The following is a 17937-nucleotide window of genomic DNA, read 5'->3' on the forward strand; positions in this document are numbered from 1 at the left end:
CCGCCTGAACAAAGGTTAAAAACGTATCTGCGTCGTGATCAGCGTGAAGGTGACTCTACCTGCCCCTGGGCGATCAGGGCCTGAACGGACTCATGGATCGCTTCCAGGCTGCTGTAACGGGGCTGGTAACCCAGCCTGACGCGGGCTTTCTCAATGGAATGTGAAGAACTTCGCACCACATGCCCTCTGGAGTTTTCAGCAAACTCAGGTTCAAGCCCGGCAAGCCACTCGTCAAAAGGCTGGAACTTCAGGGACGGTTCCCTGCCAAACCAGCGGAAAACGGCTTCAGCGTAACCCCTGAGCGTGATGGCCTGGCCGGATACCGCATTGAAAATTTCACCTACTGAAGCAGAACGGTTTTCAATGGCCTTAATGATAAGCTGTGCGACATCAATAGCATGAACATGATGTACCGTTTCACTTCCGAGATTAGGCAGTGCCAGCGTTTCACCACGGGCAATACGCGAATACACTTCAGGATTAGAATTCCCCTGAGGCGTGGTCGGTACCCATCCTTCACCGACAATATGTCCCGGACGGAAACAAGTAGCCGGGAAGCCAGACAGCCGCGCTTCACGCATCAGCCAGGCTTCGCTTTCCGCTTTACCCTGTCCGTAAGCATCAATCGGGCTGACAGGATCTGTTTCCAGAGAGGGGACTGACACATAACGACCGTAAACCCAGATTGAACTGCAGAAAAGATAATGCTCAATCCTGCCGCGAAGCGCTTCAACAATTTGCTGCGTACTGCCGAGATCAAATGCAATCATGTCGATGACAATATCGGCCTGAAGCTCAGCAATACGTTGACCAAAGGTTCCTTTCTTTTCTTCTTCCAGCCGGTCAATAACAACGTTTTCGATGAGAGACCATGCGTAATGAGGGCGATAAGGCTTTGCTGCGCCCCGGCTGACGTTTACCACCTGGTGACCCAGTTCAACCAGCATTGGCACGAGATAAGAGCCCACGTGGCCACTGCCACCAATGACAACGATACGAGACATAGCTTTCTCCTTAATGTATTTCCGCAACGGCTTCTGAAGCTATCCCCTGCCGGGAATGGCTCAGTCAGAAAGACATAGCCTGAATGCTTGTATTAACAAGAAAGGTATTGTAGTGCGCACTGCCATGTTTGACTTTAGCCCAATTCAGAATGCTTTTATGTCAAAAAACTAATAATCACGAGAAATTGATTTATAGCAGCATGAATCAGACACCGGAATACGGGAGGCATTTGAGAACGAACGACACGACCTGCAGTAACTGAGTAAGAGCAAGCCTGCAGTAAGCCAGTGGCGGACTTTCCCTTCGCCGGAGTCAGACGTGGCCGGAAAGATGGCCACGTCTGAAACACCCAGAATGTATCGACGGGAACAGTCGCGATTTTATGTTTAATCACGATCCACTGCAGTCAGCTCACTCAGAACCAGATTTCAGCCTGAACACCGAAATTCCAGGTACCACCTGCAGTAAAGCCTTCACTGCCAAAATCATCATTCAGGGCATAGCGATCAAGCTCTTTATCCCAGTCCATGTAAGTGGCAAACAAGCGAATTTCAGGGCGGGCCTTGATATCGAAAACATTGCCGACCTTAAATGTCGGGGCGAAGGTTAGTTTATAGAATCCACCCTTAACTGGCTGATAGGTCTGCACCCCCTGATCAGAACTATAAGTGCGTCCGTTAGGATCGAGATCCATATATTGCCAGGACGCTTCATACAGTAGCGCAAAATGCGCTGTCAGTGCCTGCGATGCGCGGAAATTGAAACTTGCCCAGTCATAGCGGTCACCCTCCCGGTAACGGTCTTCACTGTGCTGAGCAATCACCGATGGCGCCAGCTCCCAGTTATTCCAGACGGGGAGTATGCCATAGGATGCGAGACGTACAGATTTGGCATTTTCGGTCAGATCTCCATCGCTGCCGGGTTGTCTCGCTTCAGCACCAAGCCCGCCACCATACTGGAGAGCCGTTTCAGACATGCCTTTAGCCAGCCCGTAAAACTGCTGTTTATCGTGATAGGCCAGCATGGCGTAGTAACCATTTTTAGCTGTGTTATCCGAGCGGTAAGCATAACTGCCGGTTGTCGAGGTATTATCCTTAAGATCATCATTCCCCTGCGCAGTCATACCGGTAAGCATGAGCTGCCAGTTGTTATAGGAATGATTCGCCGTAAACATGACGTTCTGAATGTCGTTTTCTTCATAGCGATCGCTACCCAAATCGCCAAAGTTTCGGCCATAAACGGAATAAGCTCCCTGCAGGGTGTCTCCCCATTTGACGTCATAAACCCCGCCTCCGGTCCCCCCAAGGAACATGATGTCGCTGTCCGTAAAGTGAATGTCAAAATTATCCCTGTCGAAGCGTTTTCCTGCCCAGATATAAGCATCGTTAAACGGTCCGGAGAACTCACTGAAGCCTCCCATTTCCACATAGAGCTGTCGTACGTTGATATGGTGACTGTTATTGTCCTGCACCCACGGATCGGGGTTTTTAGCGCCATCCGCAATCATTGTTTTAAAATGTGCCCATGAACCGTCACTGAAGGTCATGCGCTTTCCAAGACTCAGTTCAAGGTAATTATCTTTTTCATTACCCAGTCGTCCAGTATGCGCATCATCATTCAGGGAGCTGGCCGGAGAAACACCCGGCCCGCCTCTGCCGCCTTTTCCATGGCTATTAATCAGAAGACCAGTACGGGCATAAGCACTGAATTCCATACCATCAGTCCCTTTATTAATTTCCTGCTTTTTACTGACGGCCTCAACCTGTTTACTGGTGACTTCATTTTGTTTCGATAAGTCAGCCAGTTTTTTTTCTGCATTTGCTGCACGGCTTTCGGCTTCCGCCGTTTTTTTCTCAGAGATATTAAGTCGTTGCTCAAGTTGCTGCAGTCGCTGCTCTACCGTCAGCTGTACGGCATTAACCATTCGGGGTGAAAAAAGGGCGCAGCAAATCGCTGCGTAAATTACAGAGATACGCATGAAAGTGTCCTTATAATTATTTAAATAACGGCTGCTTTTTTATTTTCGTTATCTGATGGTGAATGCTGAGCAGCATCCAGATCCGCCCAGATATCTGCGTAGGTATCATCGAGCCTGTAAAATCTACCCATCCAGACCATCGATGCGATAATCAATATTGCTGGTATATAGAGATAACAGGCTTTAATCGCAAACAAAGCCTCCGCAGATTGCGTTGCATTGGCAACATACCCGCCGGATGAAAGCAACAGGCCTGTTATTGCGCCAGCAATGGCCATAGCGACTTTTCCCAGGAAACCATTAATGGACGTTAAAATACCTGCCGTGTTAATACCTGTTTTCCATACGCCATAATCCACAGGATCGGCCTGCATGGAGAAATAGATGGCAAGTCGCTGGCCAGCTCCCAGGGACAGAATAACGGCACCGACAATAAGTCCCATATGATTAACGCCTGAGGCAATCATGATTGCCATACCAATAAGGTTTATAAAACTGGCAAAAAGATACACGTGCCGTTTCTTCATTCTGGCTGCCAGCACCGGAACGGTCAGTGTTCCAAGCAGCGGCACAAATGTTGTTATCCCCGCAATAATCGCTGTCAGTTCGGTGCTGCCGACATAGTAATTAAAGAAGTAAACCAGCGCCCCGGTCTGAAAGAAAAATGCCCCCCACATCAGGAAGATATTCATCGCAAATATTTTCCACGGGGTATTTTCCTTCAGGCCCAGCCAGGCACGACTAAGCGTCATACGCTCCTGGGTTATCGTGATTTTTTCTTCAACGTTCTTAAAACTGACCAGCAGGAAAAAGGTGGCGATCACACCAAAAATAATCGCGGTATAGAGGAAGCCCCGCTCCTGATCGCCCCGACCGAGCGAAGCAACCAGTGGTAGCGTGGCCACTGCCACAATGGTCGAACCCAGTGAGCCTAATAAAATGCGCACTGATGACAGCGTCGTTCTTTCCTGCGAATCAGCCGTGATAAATGGCAGCATTGCACAGAACGGGATATTCACCAGGGTATAAAGAAAAGAGAGACAGAGATAAGTGATAAACGCATAAATCAGCTTTCCGGTAGTGCCGAAGTCAGGGACATAGAAGGCCAGAACGCACATGACACCGAACGGAACGGCACCGACCAGTAACCAGGGGCGGCAACGTCCCCAGCGGGTACTGGTATTATCAATAACCAGTCCCATCAGGACATCAGCAACACCATCCACCAGTCTTGTTACAAGGAACATAATGCCAACGTAGTAAGCCGGCAACCCCATGACATCGGTATAGAAAAACATCAAATACAATGAAATTAACTGCCAGACCAGGTTACAGGATAAGTCAGCGATGCCATATCCAACCCGCTGGCGCCATACATTCAGTGAAGTATCAGCCATTTTATTGTCTCTTCAATCACGAATATTTAAAGTCCGTACTGGCGAATAAACCAGGACGGGGTGCAACTCCAGGCATGGCAGTAACTGTTAATAAGCTTGCTGCCATACGGAGAGAAGTCGGGATGTTCGGGATCGAAGAGTTCCCAGAACGTGTCTACGCCGTATTCGACCATTTTCCCCCAGTATTTTTTAATTTCCTCGATCGCCCGTTCGCGCATACCCGTTTTTAATAACGCGGCGATAAAGTGATGTCTCATGTATGGCGTATTCATACCAATTTCCGGGGATGAATGAAGGAGGTTTTCCATCACTGTCCGCTGGTGAGCACCGTCGCCGATATCGGCCAGTACCATCCAGATCTGCGTTGCGTAGCTGATTTGTCGTTCGGCACCACTGACATACAGCCCTCTGGCTGGGTCCCATAATCGCCGGGCACCTGCCATCAGCCGGCTTAACGTGGCGGATAAACGCTCACATAACTCCGGCTGGCAAATCTGTGCAAGCTGTATTGCTTTATGCAGACAGTAGATCAGCACCCCCTGTGACGGGCCCTGTTTATTCAGTTTTTCGTGCCAGTCAATAAATGACCACCAGTCGCTGCTGTCTGTTACAAGGCCGTCAGTGTCACAGCGATCCAGAGCAAGCTCAATTTGTCGTAACGCGATCGGCCAGAGTTCTTTTGCGGTGGCCACATCTTGAGTTTCAAGCACGTAGTCATTCAGGATATCGACATAGAAGAGTGAATAGTCGAACAGGAAAGTGTCATCAGCGATCACATGAGGTCTGGTAAATATATTGGCGGACACCATGCCATCCTCACGCCGGTGGCCTGAAAAGAGATAAAGACAGCGACGTACGAGATCATGGTTCTTAAAGGTGACGTTGTTAACCAGCGCCTGCAGTCTCAGATCGCCCAGCCACAGCCTGCGATCCCGTTTAGGCCCATCCTCAAAAACTTCCTGCATACAGTTACGCAGTGTCAGGACTGATATCTCATCAATGCGCCTCAACTGCGCATCGCGGGTATCACATGCCGGGAGTGTTTCCGGAGCAGAACTGACGGTTTCAAAAGTCACATCCGTTAAACGAAGCTGATATTTGGGGGATAAAGAGACAACAGTGATTTTCAGATACCGGAAACAGTAACGCCGTGAAAGCTGGATCGTGGAAGGAATAACATCAATGTATTCGTCGTGCTGCTGCAGCCAGCTGCTGCTTAGCCAGCCCTCATATTCGCTGAATGGCTCGGCAATCTCGCACAGTGTTTCACCAAAGGTGAACCGGAGGTGTGCAGGTGCATCAGGCGGGCTGCCTGTGTAATCACAGGCGAACGTCAGCCAGCCCACCCCGTGCGTCCCGAAATCGAGAATAAGGCTGTCTCCGGTGCTGAAGCTCTTTTGCAGATAAGCGTCCGCGGTGTCTATAGGCTCCATACTCCAGCCATGCACTGCCTGCGGATCTTCGCACAGGCGAATGGCATTAAGCGGACAGGTTTTTCTTCTGCGTATGACCGGTGTCAGCTCAGCGGCCTTATTCAGGAAGACGGGCTCCCTCATCATGGTCATATGACTGTTCGACTGTATGGCTTGCGACATATACTTCCCCTCTAGAATTTCCTGAAGGATATTCGTCCCGGGTATGTGGCAACCACCCTGCGGCTGCCAAGTCAGCAGAGAAAGTGGCAGTGGATGTGAGATTACAGGTGGAAGGTTCACATTTTGTAAAACCTCCGTTTCTGTACCGGCACAATTCCTCTATTGTTGCCCTCAGTAACCAGGAGGTATGTATGAACAATCTGACGATCACAATGTATTTCAATGCCGACAGCGATAAGCTTGCGTTGTATAAAAGCGATCCGGAAGATAATGGCTGTGAACATACTCATGAATTTGACGAGTTAGTAATTGTTGAACAGGGGCATGGGCTGCATGTTATTAATGGCAGGCCTCTGTTTGTACAGCAGGGGGATGTTTTTTATGTACGAAGAACAGACCATCATTTTTACGACGAGCTGGGAACGCTGAAACTGATTAACATTCTGGTTAATCCGAATGTTGATTTTAATTACCTGAGCCGGATGGAAGGTCTGCTTGAGCGGATATCGGCAGGTAACCTGAGTTCATATGTCTGGTTACCCCCGGGGATCCGAATGGAATGCAATTCACTGGTCGATCAGATCTTTAATTCGGTACAGCCAGTTGAGCAACGGGAATATCTTTTTTTCAGACTGGTTATGGTCATTACCGAAGCCCAGTACAGGGCGCAGAAAAACAATACACGTTATAAATTACATAAACTTCTCAACCATCTGCAGGAGAATTGTTTTGAACAATATGACTGGGATCTGCTGGCGTTAAATTTCCATTTAACGCCCCGGACCATGTTCAGGCATATTAAAGAAGCCACCGGAATGACACCCGAGAATTACATAAAGAGGCTGAGACTCCTGTCTGCCCGATCAAGGCTGCGTGAAACAGAGATGACCGTGACCGAAATTGCTTTTATGTGTGGTTTTACTAACAGCAATTATTTCACCACTTTATACAAAAAAACATTTGGCGTGACGCCGTCTGATGACCGGCGTAGTCATATCGCCATTTAACATTGTACCGTTTAACCGTGGCACAGATCTGGTGAAAATACAGGATCGGACAGTACGCCAGCCTCTAAGTTTTAAGCCGTAGGCAACCGGAAATTCCGGTGCCTGCCCTACCGCGGTTTAAGGGGCTGTTCGGTTTTTTTGCAAAGTCGGATCTGGACTGATTAGACGTATGGAAGGGTGAGCGAGATACGGCAGAAAGGGGTTCAAAGCAAAAGGCAGGTGAAAATGGAAGGTCCGCTTTGAGCGAGAAGCGGAAGTATGCAACTCCAACAACTAGATGATTAACATTGAGTGTCTTAATCAACGGGAGCAGGTAACAGGTAAACTCATCCAAAGGTAGGATGCCTTACCGAGCACTATTAGCGACGCTTAGAAAGGTGATGGGCTATGCTTCAATTGCAGGTGGGGACTATCTGAGTAAGGGACATTTGACATAACTAATTTTAGATTCCTAGGGGGATCTATGATCTGTTTACTCCGTATTTTTCTACCAATCGTATTCCTCATATACCCTTTGATTACCTTCGCTGTACCGCTACAGATTATCGCTGTCGATCCTGTTTTAGGCCCTATTTGCCAGGGCCCTCTAGGGCCTGGCCAATGTGCCGCTGTTCAGAACTATATTCAGATGCAACAACAACCTGTGCAATTCCAGTTGCAGGTAATAGGGAGCCAACCGGGAATCGGACCTATTTGTGCAGGACCATTGGGTCCGGGCCCATGCGCTGCGATACAGCAATATTTGAAGATGCAACAGTTAAACACGGCTCCTGCCTCGTTACCGCAAACATTTAATGTGATTAATAACGTACCCAATGTTGGCCCAATCTGTAATAGTCTGAATGGGCCTATGCCTTGCAACCTTGTTCAACAACAAGCATTAGATCAATTTCATGGTGTAATTCCGGCACCAATTTCTACTGTTAATAAGTCCCCACAGGATCTAGCGATCGAGTGTGCCCGTAATTACGGGTTAAATACGTCAGCATTCATTGGGTGTGTTGGCCATCAAGTTATTTTGCCTAAGAAGCAACAGCAAGTACTTGATTGTGCAGTTAGTAACAAAACTGCTGAAGAGTTTGCAAATTGTGCAGCACCGGAATTAGGGATTTCACTTTCCCACGATCAGGAAATTGCTGTGAACTGTGCACAGAGGTCAGGGGGCGATACCGTTGATTTTGTAACATGTGCTGGCGATAGCTGGATAGCTAAAAATGTAAAATTACCAGCCAGAGAGCGCAAACTGATGGCCTGTGCCCGTGATAGTGAAGGTTCAGATGATTTTCTCACATGTGCTTCTAATGAGTTAGGTGACGGTCTATCCAGCGAGCAACAGGCCATTATAAAATGTGCTCAAGAGTCTAATGGTTCCAAATCAAACTTCTTAAGCTGTGCTGGTGAAGGTTGGATAGGTAAAAATCTCAGTAATGATCAGAAAGCCGCAATCCGTTGCGCACGAGATAGTTCCGATACGTCAGATTTTGCTACATGTTCTGCAGATTATTTACTCGGAGAGAACGCAAGTAAAGAGCAAAAGGTAGCACTCAGATGCGCTGCGGAATACGGAGGTGATGCAACCCAGATGGCAAGTTGTGCCGGTGCAAATATGTTTAATTTACAACTTAATCCTGAACAGCAAATCGCAGTGCAATGTGTCGTGCAAACCGGCGGGCAACCTTATGCTGCGGCTGGATGCATGGCTACCCGGTTAACGGCACGCGAGCTTGTTAAATGTGCAACAGACGGATTTGGTGGTGACGGTTGCTTCGGAGACAGCAACGACTTAGTTGGTAAAAATGGTTGGGTTGCTAGAAATATGGGGCAGATTGCCGGGGGGCCAAATTCTGTTATCAACAACCCCGATCAGATATGGGGAGGGAGCAACTCTTTCCTCCGTAATCCGAACCAGATTTTTGGCGGGTCAAACTCATTCATTCGTAACCCAGTACAAATTTGGGGAGGAAGCAATTCTGTCTTTAATAATCCGGGTCAACTCGTTCCTAAACCTGTACAGGTAGGAACAGTTGGTGATACCAGAATCTGCATTCCTTGGTGTTAATAGGTGAAACCCAGCCGTATGTAAACGTACGGCACATGTACTTTTTGAGCTCGTTGGGTGAAGAATGAAAACAGGATTTGGACTGACCCCGCTCCATTAGACGATCCAGGACTGACCCCACAACAGTAGACAAATTCTGTCCTCACGGCGGGGTCAGTCCAAGCTGCCCTAACATTCAATCCTGTCTTAATATTTATAATGTCCGCTTCTGGCACAAAGCGGACGAGTTTGCTGGCTGAAGGTCCGCTGTGAGCGAAAAGCGGACATCTAAGAATTGATGAAAAGTACAACATCTTCAGGTAATAAATTTCGCCGAAATAATTTAATTACCGACCCGAAGGCCGGTAATTGTTAACATTGATAACCGTTTACCACGCGTAAGCTTCAGGTGCCTCCCCGCCTGGTCCCGGCCAGATGGTATCCAGCCTTTTGAGCGTATCGTCTGAAAGAGACAACGTCAGGGCATTGAGATTCTGACGGAGCTGTTCAACTGTACGCGGACCACTGAGCACGGCGCTAACCACAGGGTTCTGCAGCAGCCATGCCAGCGCGACGTCTGATGGTGTTTCCCCCAGCTCATCACACAGTGTTTCCCAGGCCTCCAGTTGCGGCCGCAGGCGGTTGATTTGTGCCTGCAACTGCGGTGTTGACCGGCGGCCACCGGCAATTTTTTTCAGCACGCCACCCAGCATCCCCATCCCGACCGGGCTCCACGGGATCATGCCGATGCCGTAATGACGGAGCGCCGGAATGACCTCCAGCTCAACCGTACGCTGGGTCAGGTTGTACAGGCTCTGTTCCGATGCCAGCCCCAGCAGGTTGCGCGCGTCAGCCTTGCACTGTGCAGTGGCAATATCCCAGCCAGCAAAGTTACTGCTGCCCACGTAGCTGATTTTACCCTCACGGATCAGCTGTTCCATGGCCTGCCAGATCTCCTCCCAGGGCGTGTTCCGGTCGATATGGTGCATCTGGTAGAGATCGATATGGTCCGTTTTCAGCCTTTTCAGGCTGGCCTCACAGGCGCGGCGGATATGGTAGGCAGACAGGTATTTGTCGTTCGGGCCCGTGTCCATCGGCTGGTAAACTTTCGTGGCCAGCACTATCCGGTCACGCTGACCACTGCGCGCTAACCAGTTACCGATGATTTCTTCGGATGTTCCGTAACCCTTTGCCATATCCGGTGACTGCGGCCCGCCATAGACGTCAGCGGTATCGAAAAAGTTGATACCTGCATCCACGGCTTCATCCATGATCCTGAAGCTGGCCGACTCATCCGTCAGCTCACCGAAATTCATGGTGCCGAGACCGATGCGGCTCACCCGCAGTCCGGTACGACCAAGATGTTTGTAGTTCATGTCAGATGCTCCTTAACTGAACACGTTATTTCAGATTTTTACGGAAAAAGTCTGTCAGCTTGTCAAAAGGGATTACGTCGGTACGGTCATACAGATCGACATGCCCTGCGCCCGGTACGATGTACAGTTCTTTAGGCTGACCGGCGCGTTTGAAAGCATCCTCGCTGAACTCTTTTGAGTGTGCCTGATCGCCGGTAATAAACAGCATCGGGCGCGGAGAGATAGTTTCAATGTCGTTGAACGGATAGAAGTTCATAAACTTGCCAATACTGCTCAACATCGGTTTCGTCGTCAGTTCTTCTTTCTGACCCTGCGGGGTGTAGCCGCCGCGTTCTGTGCGGTAGAAATCAAAGAACTCACGCTGAATATCCGGTGTGGAGTCATCCAGTTTGTTCACGGTGCCAGGGATATAAGCCGTCTCGCCGCCCTTAAACTCGGCTAACCGTTGCTCAATGGCTGACTGGATAAAGGCCTTACGTTGTTCTCCCGTCTGGGAATGATTAAGGCCATTACGGAACGCGCTCCCCATGTCATACATGCTGACCGTGGCAATGGCTTTCATACGCGGGTCAATCTTGGCGGCACTGATAACAAAACTTCCGCTGCCGCAGATACCCAGCACACCGATGTTATCCGGATCGACAAACGGCTGTGTGCTCAGATAATCAACCGCCGCGCTGAAATCATCTGTGTAGATTTCCGGTGAAATCAGGTGCCCCGGTTTGCCCTCGCTTTCTCCCCAGAAAGAGAGATCGATAGCCAGCGTGACAAAACCCTGCTCCGCCAGCTTCTGCGCATAAAGATTTGAACTCTGTTCCTTAACGGCTCCCATCGGATGACCCACGACGATAGCCGGGTGTCGGGTGTTCTGGCCCATCGTTTTCGGGATAAACAGGTTGCCGACCACGGCCATCTGATACTGGTTTTTAAAGGTGACTTTTTGCTGCGTCACCTTATCGCTTTTATAAAAATTATCGGCTCCACGGGACATATCCGCCGCAGAGGAAGCAAATGCACTGATCAACAGCCCCAGCGCTAACGTAAATTTTTTCATGATGGTCTCCTTATTATTAAGCCAGGGTGGCGTTATCAATGACAAACCGGTAATGCACATCGCCCCTGAGCATGCGCTCATAGGCGTTGTTAATCTGATCGGCTCGAATAAGCTCAATGTCGGCGACAATGCCGTGTTGGGCGCAGAAATCGAGCATCTCCTGCGTTTCAGGAATGCCGCCAATCATCGACCCGGCAATCGACCTGCGCTTCATGATGAGGCTGAATACTTCTGGCGCGTCATGCGGCGTGGCTGGCGCACCCACCAGTGTCATCGTGCCGTCGCGTTTCAGCAGTGCGGTGAACACGTCGAGGTTATGCGGTGCAGCAACGGTGTTGAGGATGAAATCGAAGCTCTTTGCATGGGCTTCCATTTCGCTGGCATGACGGGAGACCACAACTTCATCTGCACCAAGCGCTCTGGCGGCGCCTCTTTTGGACTCAGACGTGGTAAAGGCCACGACATGCGCGCCCATGGCGTGCGCCAGCTTGATCCCCATATGCCCCAGCCCGCCGATACCGACCACCCCGACCTTTTTGCCGGGACCCGCCTGCCAGTGACGCAGCGGGGAGTACGTTGTGATCCCCGCGCACAGCAGCGGTGCCACGGCGGCCAGCTGCACTTCCGGGTGAGTAACGCGCAGGACGTAGCGTTCATGCACCACAATCTGCTGCGAATATCCGCCCAGCGTGTGGCCCGGTGCATCCGGCGTCGGGAAATTGTATGTCCCCGTCATATGGTCGCAGTAGTTCTCCAGCCCGTCGTCACAGTCACCGCAGTGCCTGCAGCTGTCAACAATGCAGCCGACCCCCACCAGGTCCCCTGCACAAAAACCGGAGACGTGATCGCCAACGGCCACTACACGACCGACAATTTCATGTCCCGGTACGCAGGGATAGAGCGTTCCGGCCCATTCAGCGCGTACCTGGTGGATATCCGAATGGCAGACACCGCAGTACGCGATATCAATCTGCACATCATGGGCACCGGGGGCGCGACGGGTGATATCCATCGGCTCCAGCGGCAGTGTGCCCGCATGGGCACCGTAAGCTTTAACTGTCATGGCATTACTCCTGGGTTTATGAATGGTCTGCGGCAGAAGTGTCTGCCCGCGAGGTCAAAAAGATCAGTACGGTTGCGATAATCAGCATCGCGGCGCTGGCCAGGAAGGTGCTCTGGTAGCCGTGATGGTCGAAAAGCAGGCCGCCCACCGTCGAACCGAGGGCAATGGACAGCTGCACCATCGCCACCATCAGTCCGCCGCCCGCTTCGGCATTCTGCGGGAAAGTACGCGGAACCCATGCCCACCATCCCACCGGTGCGGCAGTGGAAATCAGCCCCCACAGCCCGAGCAGCGCCGTCACGATGGCTACATCACTGCCGAAGGCAATCAGTGCCAGCGCAGTGATGGCCATCAGCACCGGGATGGCCATCAGGGTCGGGTAGAACCCGCGTTTCAGCACCCGGCCAATCAGGGTAGTGCCGATGAAACCCGCGACACCAATAACCAGCAGGACCAGGGTCACCGTTGCAGCATCCACCCGCGTCACCGTCTCAAGGAAAGGCCTGATGTAGGTAAAGAGCGTGAATTGCCCCATAAAGAAGATCCCCACACCCAGCATGCCCAGCGTGACCACCCGGCGACGAAACAGCATGAATACGTTGCGGGAAGCCGCGGCCTGACGGGTGACCGGCATGGAAGGCAGACTGAGTAATTGCCAGACAAACGCGATGATGGCGACCGGCACCAGGCAGAAGAAGGCACCCCGCCAGCCAACCACCGATCCGAGCCAGCTGCCCAGAGGGGCAGCCACGACGGTAGCCAGAGCATTGCCGCTGTTGAAAATAGCCAGAGCCAGCGGAACACGGTGCACCGGGACCAGACGCATTGCCGTCGCGGCCGACATCGACCAGAACCCGCCGACCACAATGCCAATCAGTGACCTGCCCGCCATGTAGGTCAGGTAATTGGGTGCCATCGCAATAACAGCACCGGAAATCGCCATAATGCAGGTCAGGCCGAGCAGCAGCGTTTTCCGGTTAAGCGTGCCTGCCAGCACGGAAATAAACAGACTGGTTACCACGGCAAATGCCCCGGAAATGGCGATGCCCTGTCCGGCCATGCCTTCGGTGACATGCATGGTCTGCGCCATCGGTGTCAGGAGGCTGACCGGCATAAATTCGGAGGCGATCAGGGCGAAGACGCACAGCGTCATGGCAAAGACACCACTCCAGTGCGCGGGATGTTTCCCGCTTCCGGTGGTTTTTTTTCTGTTCTCGTCTGTCTTATTACTCATTCAGGGATTTCTTTTCAGTAGATAACATGAAGTCTCCTCCGCGAAGCCTTCAGCACTGCAGGAGGAGCTGAAACGGCATACGGGGGCGGGACGGTGATAAGAGGAATAATCGCGGTGCGGAAGATGCTGTGGGTCAGTTGGCGACCCTGATCTGCACCGCAAGAGGTCCGTGGCGCTGCAGGACCGGCAGTCCGGAATCCACTTTCCCTAACGGGATCAGTGAACGGGCGTAATCCCTGCCCCGGGCAAAAATCGCCAGGTTGCCCCAGGGCGCGTAGTAAGTGATATCTCCGGCTTCCGGCGTCATACCGTCCGGTGCCTGTGCCGTAGAAAGCCTGCGCGGCAAGTTGCTTATGCGCTCGATATCGGCATAGTCTTCCAGCGTTAGGCTGAGGGGAAGCAGAGACGCAAAGTCCCGGCCTGTCGGCGTATCAAAGAGGGTGGCGGTGGCGGTTTCTCCCTCCACAATGATCTCAATTTTCACAAGCGTCTCCTGAACGACTCCCCGGTCGTTGTCACCCGCCATTGCGGACTGCGTGACGAAAAGCAGGCCGGCAAGGAGCAGCAACAGTGACGTTCTGCGGTAAGCGTTTTGCATAAGGGTTAGCGTTGACTTTTTCATCGCATTATTGTTACCAATATGCGGTGGGTTAACTAGCTAATGAATCCTTAATGACCTTATAAGTAAAATTTATAAATAGACCGGAAACAATCATGGCCAGACGCAATCTCAACGACTTACTCTCTTTCGTCACCGTGGCGCGTGAGGGCAGCTTTACGCGCGCAGCCGCGCAGCTTGGGGTGACCCAGCCCGCACTGAGCCAGGCGATTTCCGGGCTGGAAGAACGGATGCAAATCCGCCTGCTGACAAGGACCACGCGCAGTGTGTCAGTGACGGCTGCCGGGGAGCGACTGCTGCAGTCTGTGGGCCATCGTATTGATGAGATTGAAGCCGAGCTGGACATGCTGACGGCACTGCGTGATAAACCTGCGGGGACGGTCCGTATTACTTGTGGACCTAATGTTCTGAAGACCACGCTGCTGCCAAAGCTGACACCACTGTTACGCGAATATCCGGATATTCATATTGAGTTTGATGCCAACCACGGGTTCCGGGATATCGTTGCGGATCGTTTCGATGCCGGCGTGCGGCTAGGAGACACTATCGACAAAGATATGATAGCCGTACCCATTGGCCCGAAACTGCGCATGGCGGCTGTAGCTTCCCCTGAGTATTTCGCCCGGTGCGCCGCTCCTCAGACGCCACGCGATCTGATGCAACACTGCTGTATTAATGAGCGCATGGTTCAATCGGGGAAAATCTACGCCTGGGAGTTTGAGCAGGAAAACGGCAAATTTCACGTTCGGGTTGAAGGCCAACTGACGTTTAACACATCGGAACACGTCGTTGATGCCGCGCTTGCCGGACTGGGCATTGCCTTTTTACCTGAAGAGGAGTTCGGCACACATCTGCCGGAAGGAAAACTGATCCGCGTACTTGAAGAATGGTGTCGTCCTTTTCCCGGTTACTATCTTTATTATCCCAGCCGTAAACAACCCTCTCCGGCCTTTTCACTCGTTGTGGATGCGTTGCGTATTAACCGGAAAATGTAACGCTGAATTATCGGGCCAATATTTCAGGAACGGACGTGAACGTCCGCTTCTGGCACAAAGCGGACATTCCGGCCTTTTACATTCGTTCTGCCCTTATTCAGCCCATCCTTCAAGGATTAGGCCAGGCACACGCTCACATTTCCGCATATTGTCCTGGCCGCAGTCAGCGCGCCCCTAATCTCCGTGGTTGCGTCTACCGGGGTGCGGTCCTATGAGAGGGAGAAGTCACGACATTTTATTACCGCTGTGCGTTCAGATCCGCAATATCCTTTGGTGTCGTCCGGCAGCACCCGCCGATCAGCTTCGCCCCCGCCCCCAGCCACTGCGGCAGATAGCCCGCCAGCGTTTCACAGGCTTCGCCGTGATGGTGCCAGGTTTTGCTGACCGCATCGTAGTGTTCACCCGAGTTCGGATAGACCACCAGCGGCAGCGCGGTCAGGCTTTGCAGATGTTGCAGCGCGGCGGTGGTGTTCTCAAGGGCAATACAGTTAATGCCCTGGGCAATCACCTGCGGGTAATGTGCCAGCGCAGCGACCACGTCGCGCAGTGGGGTGCCGTCGCTCAGGTGCTCGCTGTCGCGCAGGGTAAACGAGAACCACGCCCGGGCGCGCGGGTAAGCTGTCAGCAGATCGGCCAGGGCCTTAATTTCAGCAAACGACGGCAGGGTTTCGCAGGCCAGCAGGTCAGCCCCGGCATCCAGCAGCGCTTCCACCCGCGGGCGGTGAAACGCGGCAAACACCTCAGCGCTACGCGTATAGTCGCCCCGGTACTCCGATCCGTCAGCCAGATAGGCACCATACGGCCCGACCGAGCCCGCCACCAGCAGCGTACCCGCCTGCGGATTTTCTGCCAGATACGCCTCGCGCGCCTTACGCGCCAGCTCGACGCTTTTACCAATCAGCGCCCGGGACTGCGCCTCGTCCAGCCCGCGGGCGGCAAACCCGTCCGGTGTGGCCTGGTAGCTGGCGGTGATCGCCACCTGCGCCCCGGCGCGGAAGTAATCGAGGTGGACGTCGCGGATCAACTCCGGGTTTTCCATTAACACTTTGGCCGACCACAGGCTGTCGGCCAGGTTACAACCGCGCGCTTCCAGTTCCGTTGCCATCGCCCCGTCAAGCACCACAAACGGCTGGGTTTCCAGGAGGGCGGTAAGCGGATTATTCTGCGACATGTTCAGGCTCCTGCGTTTTCAGATGTTGAGTAAGGTAGTACGCGCCATAGCACAGCGCCACAAACGGCAGCCCACAGTAAAGGGCAATGCGCTGGCTCGGGTCAAAGGCCAGGCCGACGCAGGCCACCAGGCACAGGATAAAGCCCAGCACCGGCACCAGCGGGTACCAGGGGGCGCGGTAGTGCAGATCGCCGAGCGGTTTTCCGGCCTGCAGATGACGACGACGGAAGACAAAGTGCGAGGCGCAGATGCTGATCCACACTGCCACCACCGCAAAGCCCGAAATGGCCGACAGCGCAACAAACACCGTGTCCGGGGCGACCACGCTGGAGAAGAGCGCCAGCACGCCGCCGAGCATCGACACCGACAGCGCCGTCAGCGGCACGCCGTTTTTGTTCACCCGGGCAAAGCAGCGCGGCAGGGTTTTCTCGTTCGACAGGGACCACAGCATCCGCCCCGAGGCATACAGCCCTGAGTTGGCCGCCGAGAGGATCGCCGTCAGGATGACAAAGTTAACGATATCCGCCGCATACGGAATGCCGACCTTCTCAAACACCAGCACGAACGGACTTTTTTCCACCCCGGCCTGCTGCATGGGGATCAGCGCCGCCAGCACGAATACGGTGCCGATAAAGAAGATGATCAGGCGGGCAATGGTGGTGCGGATCGCCACCGGAATGACCTTGTGCGGGTTTTCGGTTTCCCCGGCGGCGATACCGATAAGCTCGGTGCCTGAGAAGGCAAAGTTAACCGCCACCATCGTCATCAGGATCGGCAGACCGCCGTGCGGGAACCAGCCTTCGGCGGTGATGTTCGCCAGCCCGGGAGCTGCGGAACCGTCCTGCATCGGGATAAAACCAAAGATTGCCGCCCCGCCGAGGAGGATAAAGGCGATGATGGTAATGACCTTCACCAGCGAGAACCAGAACTCCCCTTCGGCAAAGAAGCGGGTCGAAATGACGTTGAGGGCGAAAATGACCGCGCAGAAGACCACGCACCACACCCAGACGGGCACCTGCGGGAACCAGTACTGCATGCAGAATCCGGCGGCGGTAAAGCTCGATCCCAGCGCCACCGTCCAGGTGAGCCAGTAGAGCCACGCCACGGTGTAACCGGTCGCCGGGCCGAGATAGCGCGCGGCATAGACGTGAAAAGCGCCGGTCTCCGGCATCGCTACCGAGAGCTCGCCCAGGCACTGCATCACCAGCCAGACCACCAGCGCGCCGATCAGATAGGCCAGCAGCGTTCCCGCTGCGCCCGTGGTCGAAATAATGTAACCCGTATTAAAAAACAGCCCGGTGCCAATCACGCCGCCGAGGGAGAGCATGATCAGGTGGCGGGTCTTCATGGTGCGCTGTAGCTGCCCGTTTTGTTGTGTTTGCATATCACCTTCTATACGTATGGA

14 protein-coding genes are annotated in these 17937 nt (G+C 52.8%); 3 read left to right on the forward strand and 11 right to left on the reverse strand.

Annotated features, from left to right (window positions below; all coding sequences use genetic code 11):
- Positions 1-38 precede the first annotated feature (38 nt).
- The 4 genes from ACF8PE_RS06070 to ACF8PE_RS06085 form a co-directional block, all read right to left on the reverse strand.
- Positions 39-1004, reverse strand: a complete 966-nt coding sequence (locus ACF8PE_RS06070) for an NAD-dependent epimerase/dehydratase family protein (RefSeq protein ID WP_336994861.1) — start codon at positions 1002-1004, stop codon at positions 39-41.
- A 416-nt stretch (positions 1005-1420) separates the two neighbouring features.
- Positions 1421-2983, reverse strand: a complete 1563-nt coding sequence (locus ACF8PE_RS06075; RefSeq protein WP_392494690.1) for a carbohydrate porin — start codon at positions 2981-2983, stop codon at positions 1421-1423.
- Between the two features lie 20 nt (positions 2984-3003).
- Positions 3004-4380: a glycoside-pentoside-hexuronide (GPH):cation symporter gene (locus ACF8PE_RS06080; RefSeq protein WP_392494691.1), complete on the reverse strand. Its 1377-nt coding sequence runs from the start codon at positions 4378-4380 to the stop codon at positions 3004-3006.
- Between the two features lie 26 nt (positions 4381-4406).
- A complete protein-coding gene (locus ACF8PE_RS06085; RefSeq protein ID WP_077227019.1) occupies positions 4407-5975 on the reverse strand; it encodes a family 78 glycoside hydrolase catalytic domain in 1569 nt (522 codons plus the stop codon).
- Positions 5976-6166: 191 nt separating this feature from the next.
- Here ACF8PE_RS06085 and ACF8PE_RS06090 point away from each other — a divergent pair, with 191 nt between their 5' ends.
- Both ACF8PE_RS06090 and ACF8PE_RS06095 read left to right on the forward strand, forming a co-directional pair.
- A complete protein-coding gene (locus ACF8PE_RS06090) occupies positions 6167-6982 on the forward strand; it encodes a helix-turn-helix domain-containing protein (protein ID WP_059308651.1) in 816 nt (271 codons plus the stop codon).
- Between the two features lie 748 nt (positions 6983-7730).
- Positions 7731-9041: a hypothetical protein gene (locus ACF8PE_RS06095; RefSeq protein ID WP_141242344.1), complete on the forward strand. Its 1311-nt coding sequence runs from the start codon at positions 7731-7733 to the stop codon at positions 9039-9041.
- Positions 9042-9409: 368 nt separating this feature from the next.
- Here the strand turns inward: ACF8PE_RS06095 and ACF8PE_RS06100 are convergent, their stop codons facing one another.
- The 5 genes from ACF8PE_RS06100 to ACF8PE_RS06120 form a co-directional block, all read right to left on the reverse strand.
- On the reverse strand, positions 9410-10396 hold the full coding sequence (locus ACF8PE_RS06100; protein ID WP_059308652.1) for an aldo/keto reductase: 987 nt from the start codon (positions 10394-10396) through the stop codon (positions 9410-9412).
- Positions 10397-10421: 25 nt separating this feature from the next.
- A complete protein-coding gene (locus ACF8PE_RS06105) occupies positions 10422-11450 on the reverse strand; it encodes an alpha/beta hydrolase (RefSeq protein WP_077227020.1) in 1029 nt (342 codons plus the stop codon).
- Positions 11451-11466: 16 nt separating this feature from the next.
- Entirely contained in the window at positions 11467-12513 is a 1047-nt protein-coding gene (locus tag ACF8PE_RS06110) for an NAD(P)-dependent alcohol dehydrogenase (RefSeq protein WP_059308654.1), read from the reverse strand.
- 16 nt (positions 12514-12529) lie between these two features.
- Positions 12530-13747, reverse strand: a complete 1218-nt coding sequence (locus ACF8PE_RS06115; protein ID WP_103791808.1) for an MFS transporter — start codon at positions 13745-13747, stop codon at positions 12530-12532.
- 133 nt (positions 13748-13880) lie between these two features.
- Entirely contained in the window at positions 13881-14231 is a 351-nt protein-coding gene (locus ACF8PE_RS06120; protein ID WP_077227029.1) for a cyclophilin-like fold protein, read from the reverse strand.
- Positions 14232-14461: 230 nt separating this feature from the next.
- On the opposite strand from ACF8PE_RS06120, the gene ACF8PE_RS06125 reads away from it, so the two are divergent.
- Entirely contained in the window at positions 14462-15361 is a 900-nt protein-coding gene (locus ACF8PE_RS06125; RefSeq protein ID WP_077227021.1) for a LysR family transcriptional regulator, read from the forward strand.
- A gap of 238 nt (positions 15362-15599) precedes the next feature.
- On the opposite strand, the gene mmuM is transcribed toward ACF8PE_RS06125, so the two are convergent.
- Both mmuM and mmuP read right to left on the reverse strand, forming a co-directional pair.
- Positions 15600-16532 (reverse strand): homocysteine S-methyltransferase, encoded by a 933-nt coding sequence (mmuM, locus tag ACF8PE_RS06130; RefSeq protein WP_077227022.1) that lies wholly within the window; start codon positions 16530-16532, stop codon positions 15600-15602.
- Positions 16519-17916, reverse strand: a complete 1398-nt coding sequence (mmuP, locus tag ACF8PE_RS06135) for an S-methylmethionine permease (RefSeq protein ID WP_059308658.1) — start codon at positions 17914-17916, stop codon at positions 16519-16521. The genes mmuM and mmuP overlap by 14 nt, the downstream gene beginning before the upstream one ends.
- Positions 17917-17937: the final 21 nt, after the last annotated feature.

Source organism: Leclercia sp. GLN_9 (genome assembly GCF_043105735.1).
GTDB lineage: Bacteria > Pseudomonadota > Gammaproteobacteria > Enterobacterales > Enterobacteriaceae > Enterobacter > Enterobacter adecarboxylatus.

What these genes read in the sequence shown, in the direction of transcription:
- mmuM (WP_077227022.1), bottom strand. Translation starts at nt 16,532, where the DNA reads ATGTCGCAGAATAATCCGCTTACCGCCCTCCTGGAAACCCAGCCGTTT.
- ACF8PE_RS06095 (WP_141242344.1), top strand. Translation starts at nt 7,731, where the DNA reads ATGCAACAGTTAAACACGGCTCCTGCCTCGTTACCGCAAACATTTAAT.
- ACF8PE_RS06090 (WP_059308651.1), top strand. Translation starts at nt 6,167, where the DNA reads ATGAACAATCTGACGATCACAATGTATTTCAATGCCGACAGCGATAAG.
- ACF8PE_RS06085 (WP_077227019.1), bottom strand. Translation starts at nt 5,975, where the DNA reads ATGTCGCAAGCCATACAGTCGAACAGTCATATGACCATGATGAGGGAG.
- mmuP (WP_059308658.1), bottom strand. Translation starts at nt 17,916, where the DNA reads ATGCAAACACAACAAAACGGGCAGCTACAGCGCACCATGAAGACCCGC.
- ACF8PE_RS06100 (WP_059308652.1), bottom strand. Translation starts at nt 10,396, where the DNA reads ATGAACTACAAACATCTTGGTCGTACCGGACTGCGGGTGAGCCGCATC.
- ACF8PE_RS06115 (WP_103791808.1), bottom strand. Translation starts at nt 13,747, where the DNA reads ATGAGTAATAAGACAGACGAGAACAGAAAAAAAACCACCGGAAGCGGG.
- ACF8PE_RS06105 (WP_077227020.1), bottom strand. Translation starts at nt 11,450, where the DNA reads ATGAAAAAATTTACGTTAGCGCTGGGGCTGTTGATCAGTGCATTTGCT.
- ACF8PE_RS06110 (WP_059308654.1), bottom strand. Translation starts at nt 12,513, where the DNA reads ATGACAGTTAAAGCTTACGGTGCCCATGCGGGCACACTGCCGCTGGAG.
- ACF8PE_RS06080 (WP_392494691.1), bottom strand. Translation starts at nt 4,380, where the DNA reads ATGGCTGATACTTCACTGAATGTATGGCGCCAGCGGGTTGGATATGGC.
- ACF8PE_RS06075 (WP_392494690.1), bottom strand. Translation starts at nt 2,983, where the DNA reads ATGCGTATCTCTGTAATTTACGCAGCGATTTGCTGCGCCCTTTTTTCA.
- ACF8PE_RS06070 (WP_336994861.1), bottom strand. Translation starts at nt 1,004, where the DNA reads ATGTCTCGTATCGTTGTCATTGGTGGCAGTGGCCACGTGGGCTCTTAT.
- ACF8PE_RS06125 (WP_077227021.1), top strand. Translation starts at nt 14,462, where the DNA reads ATGGCCAGACGCAATCTCAACGACTTACTCTCTTTCGTCACCGTGGCG.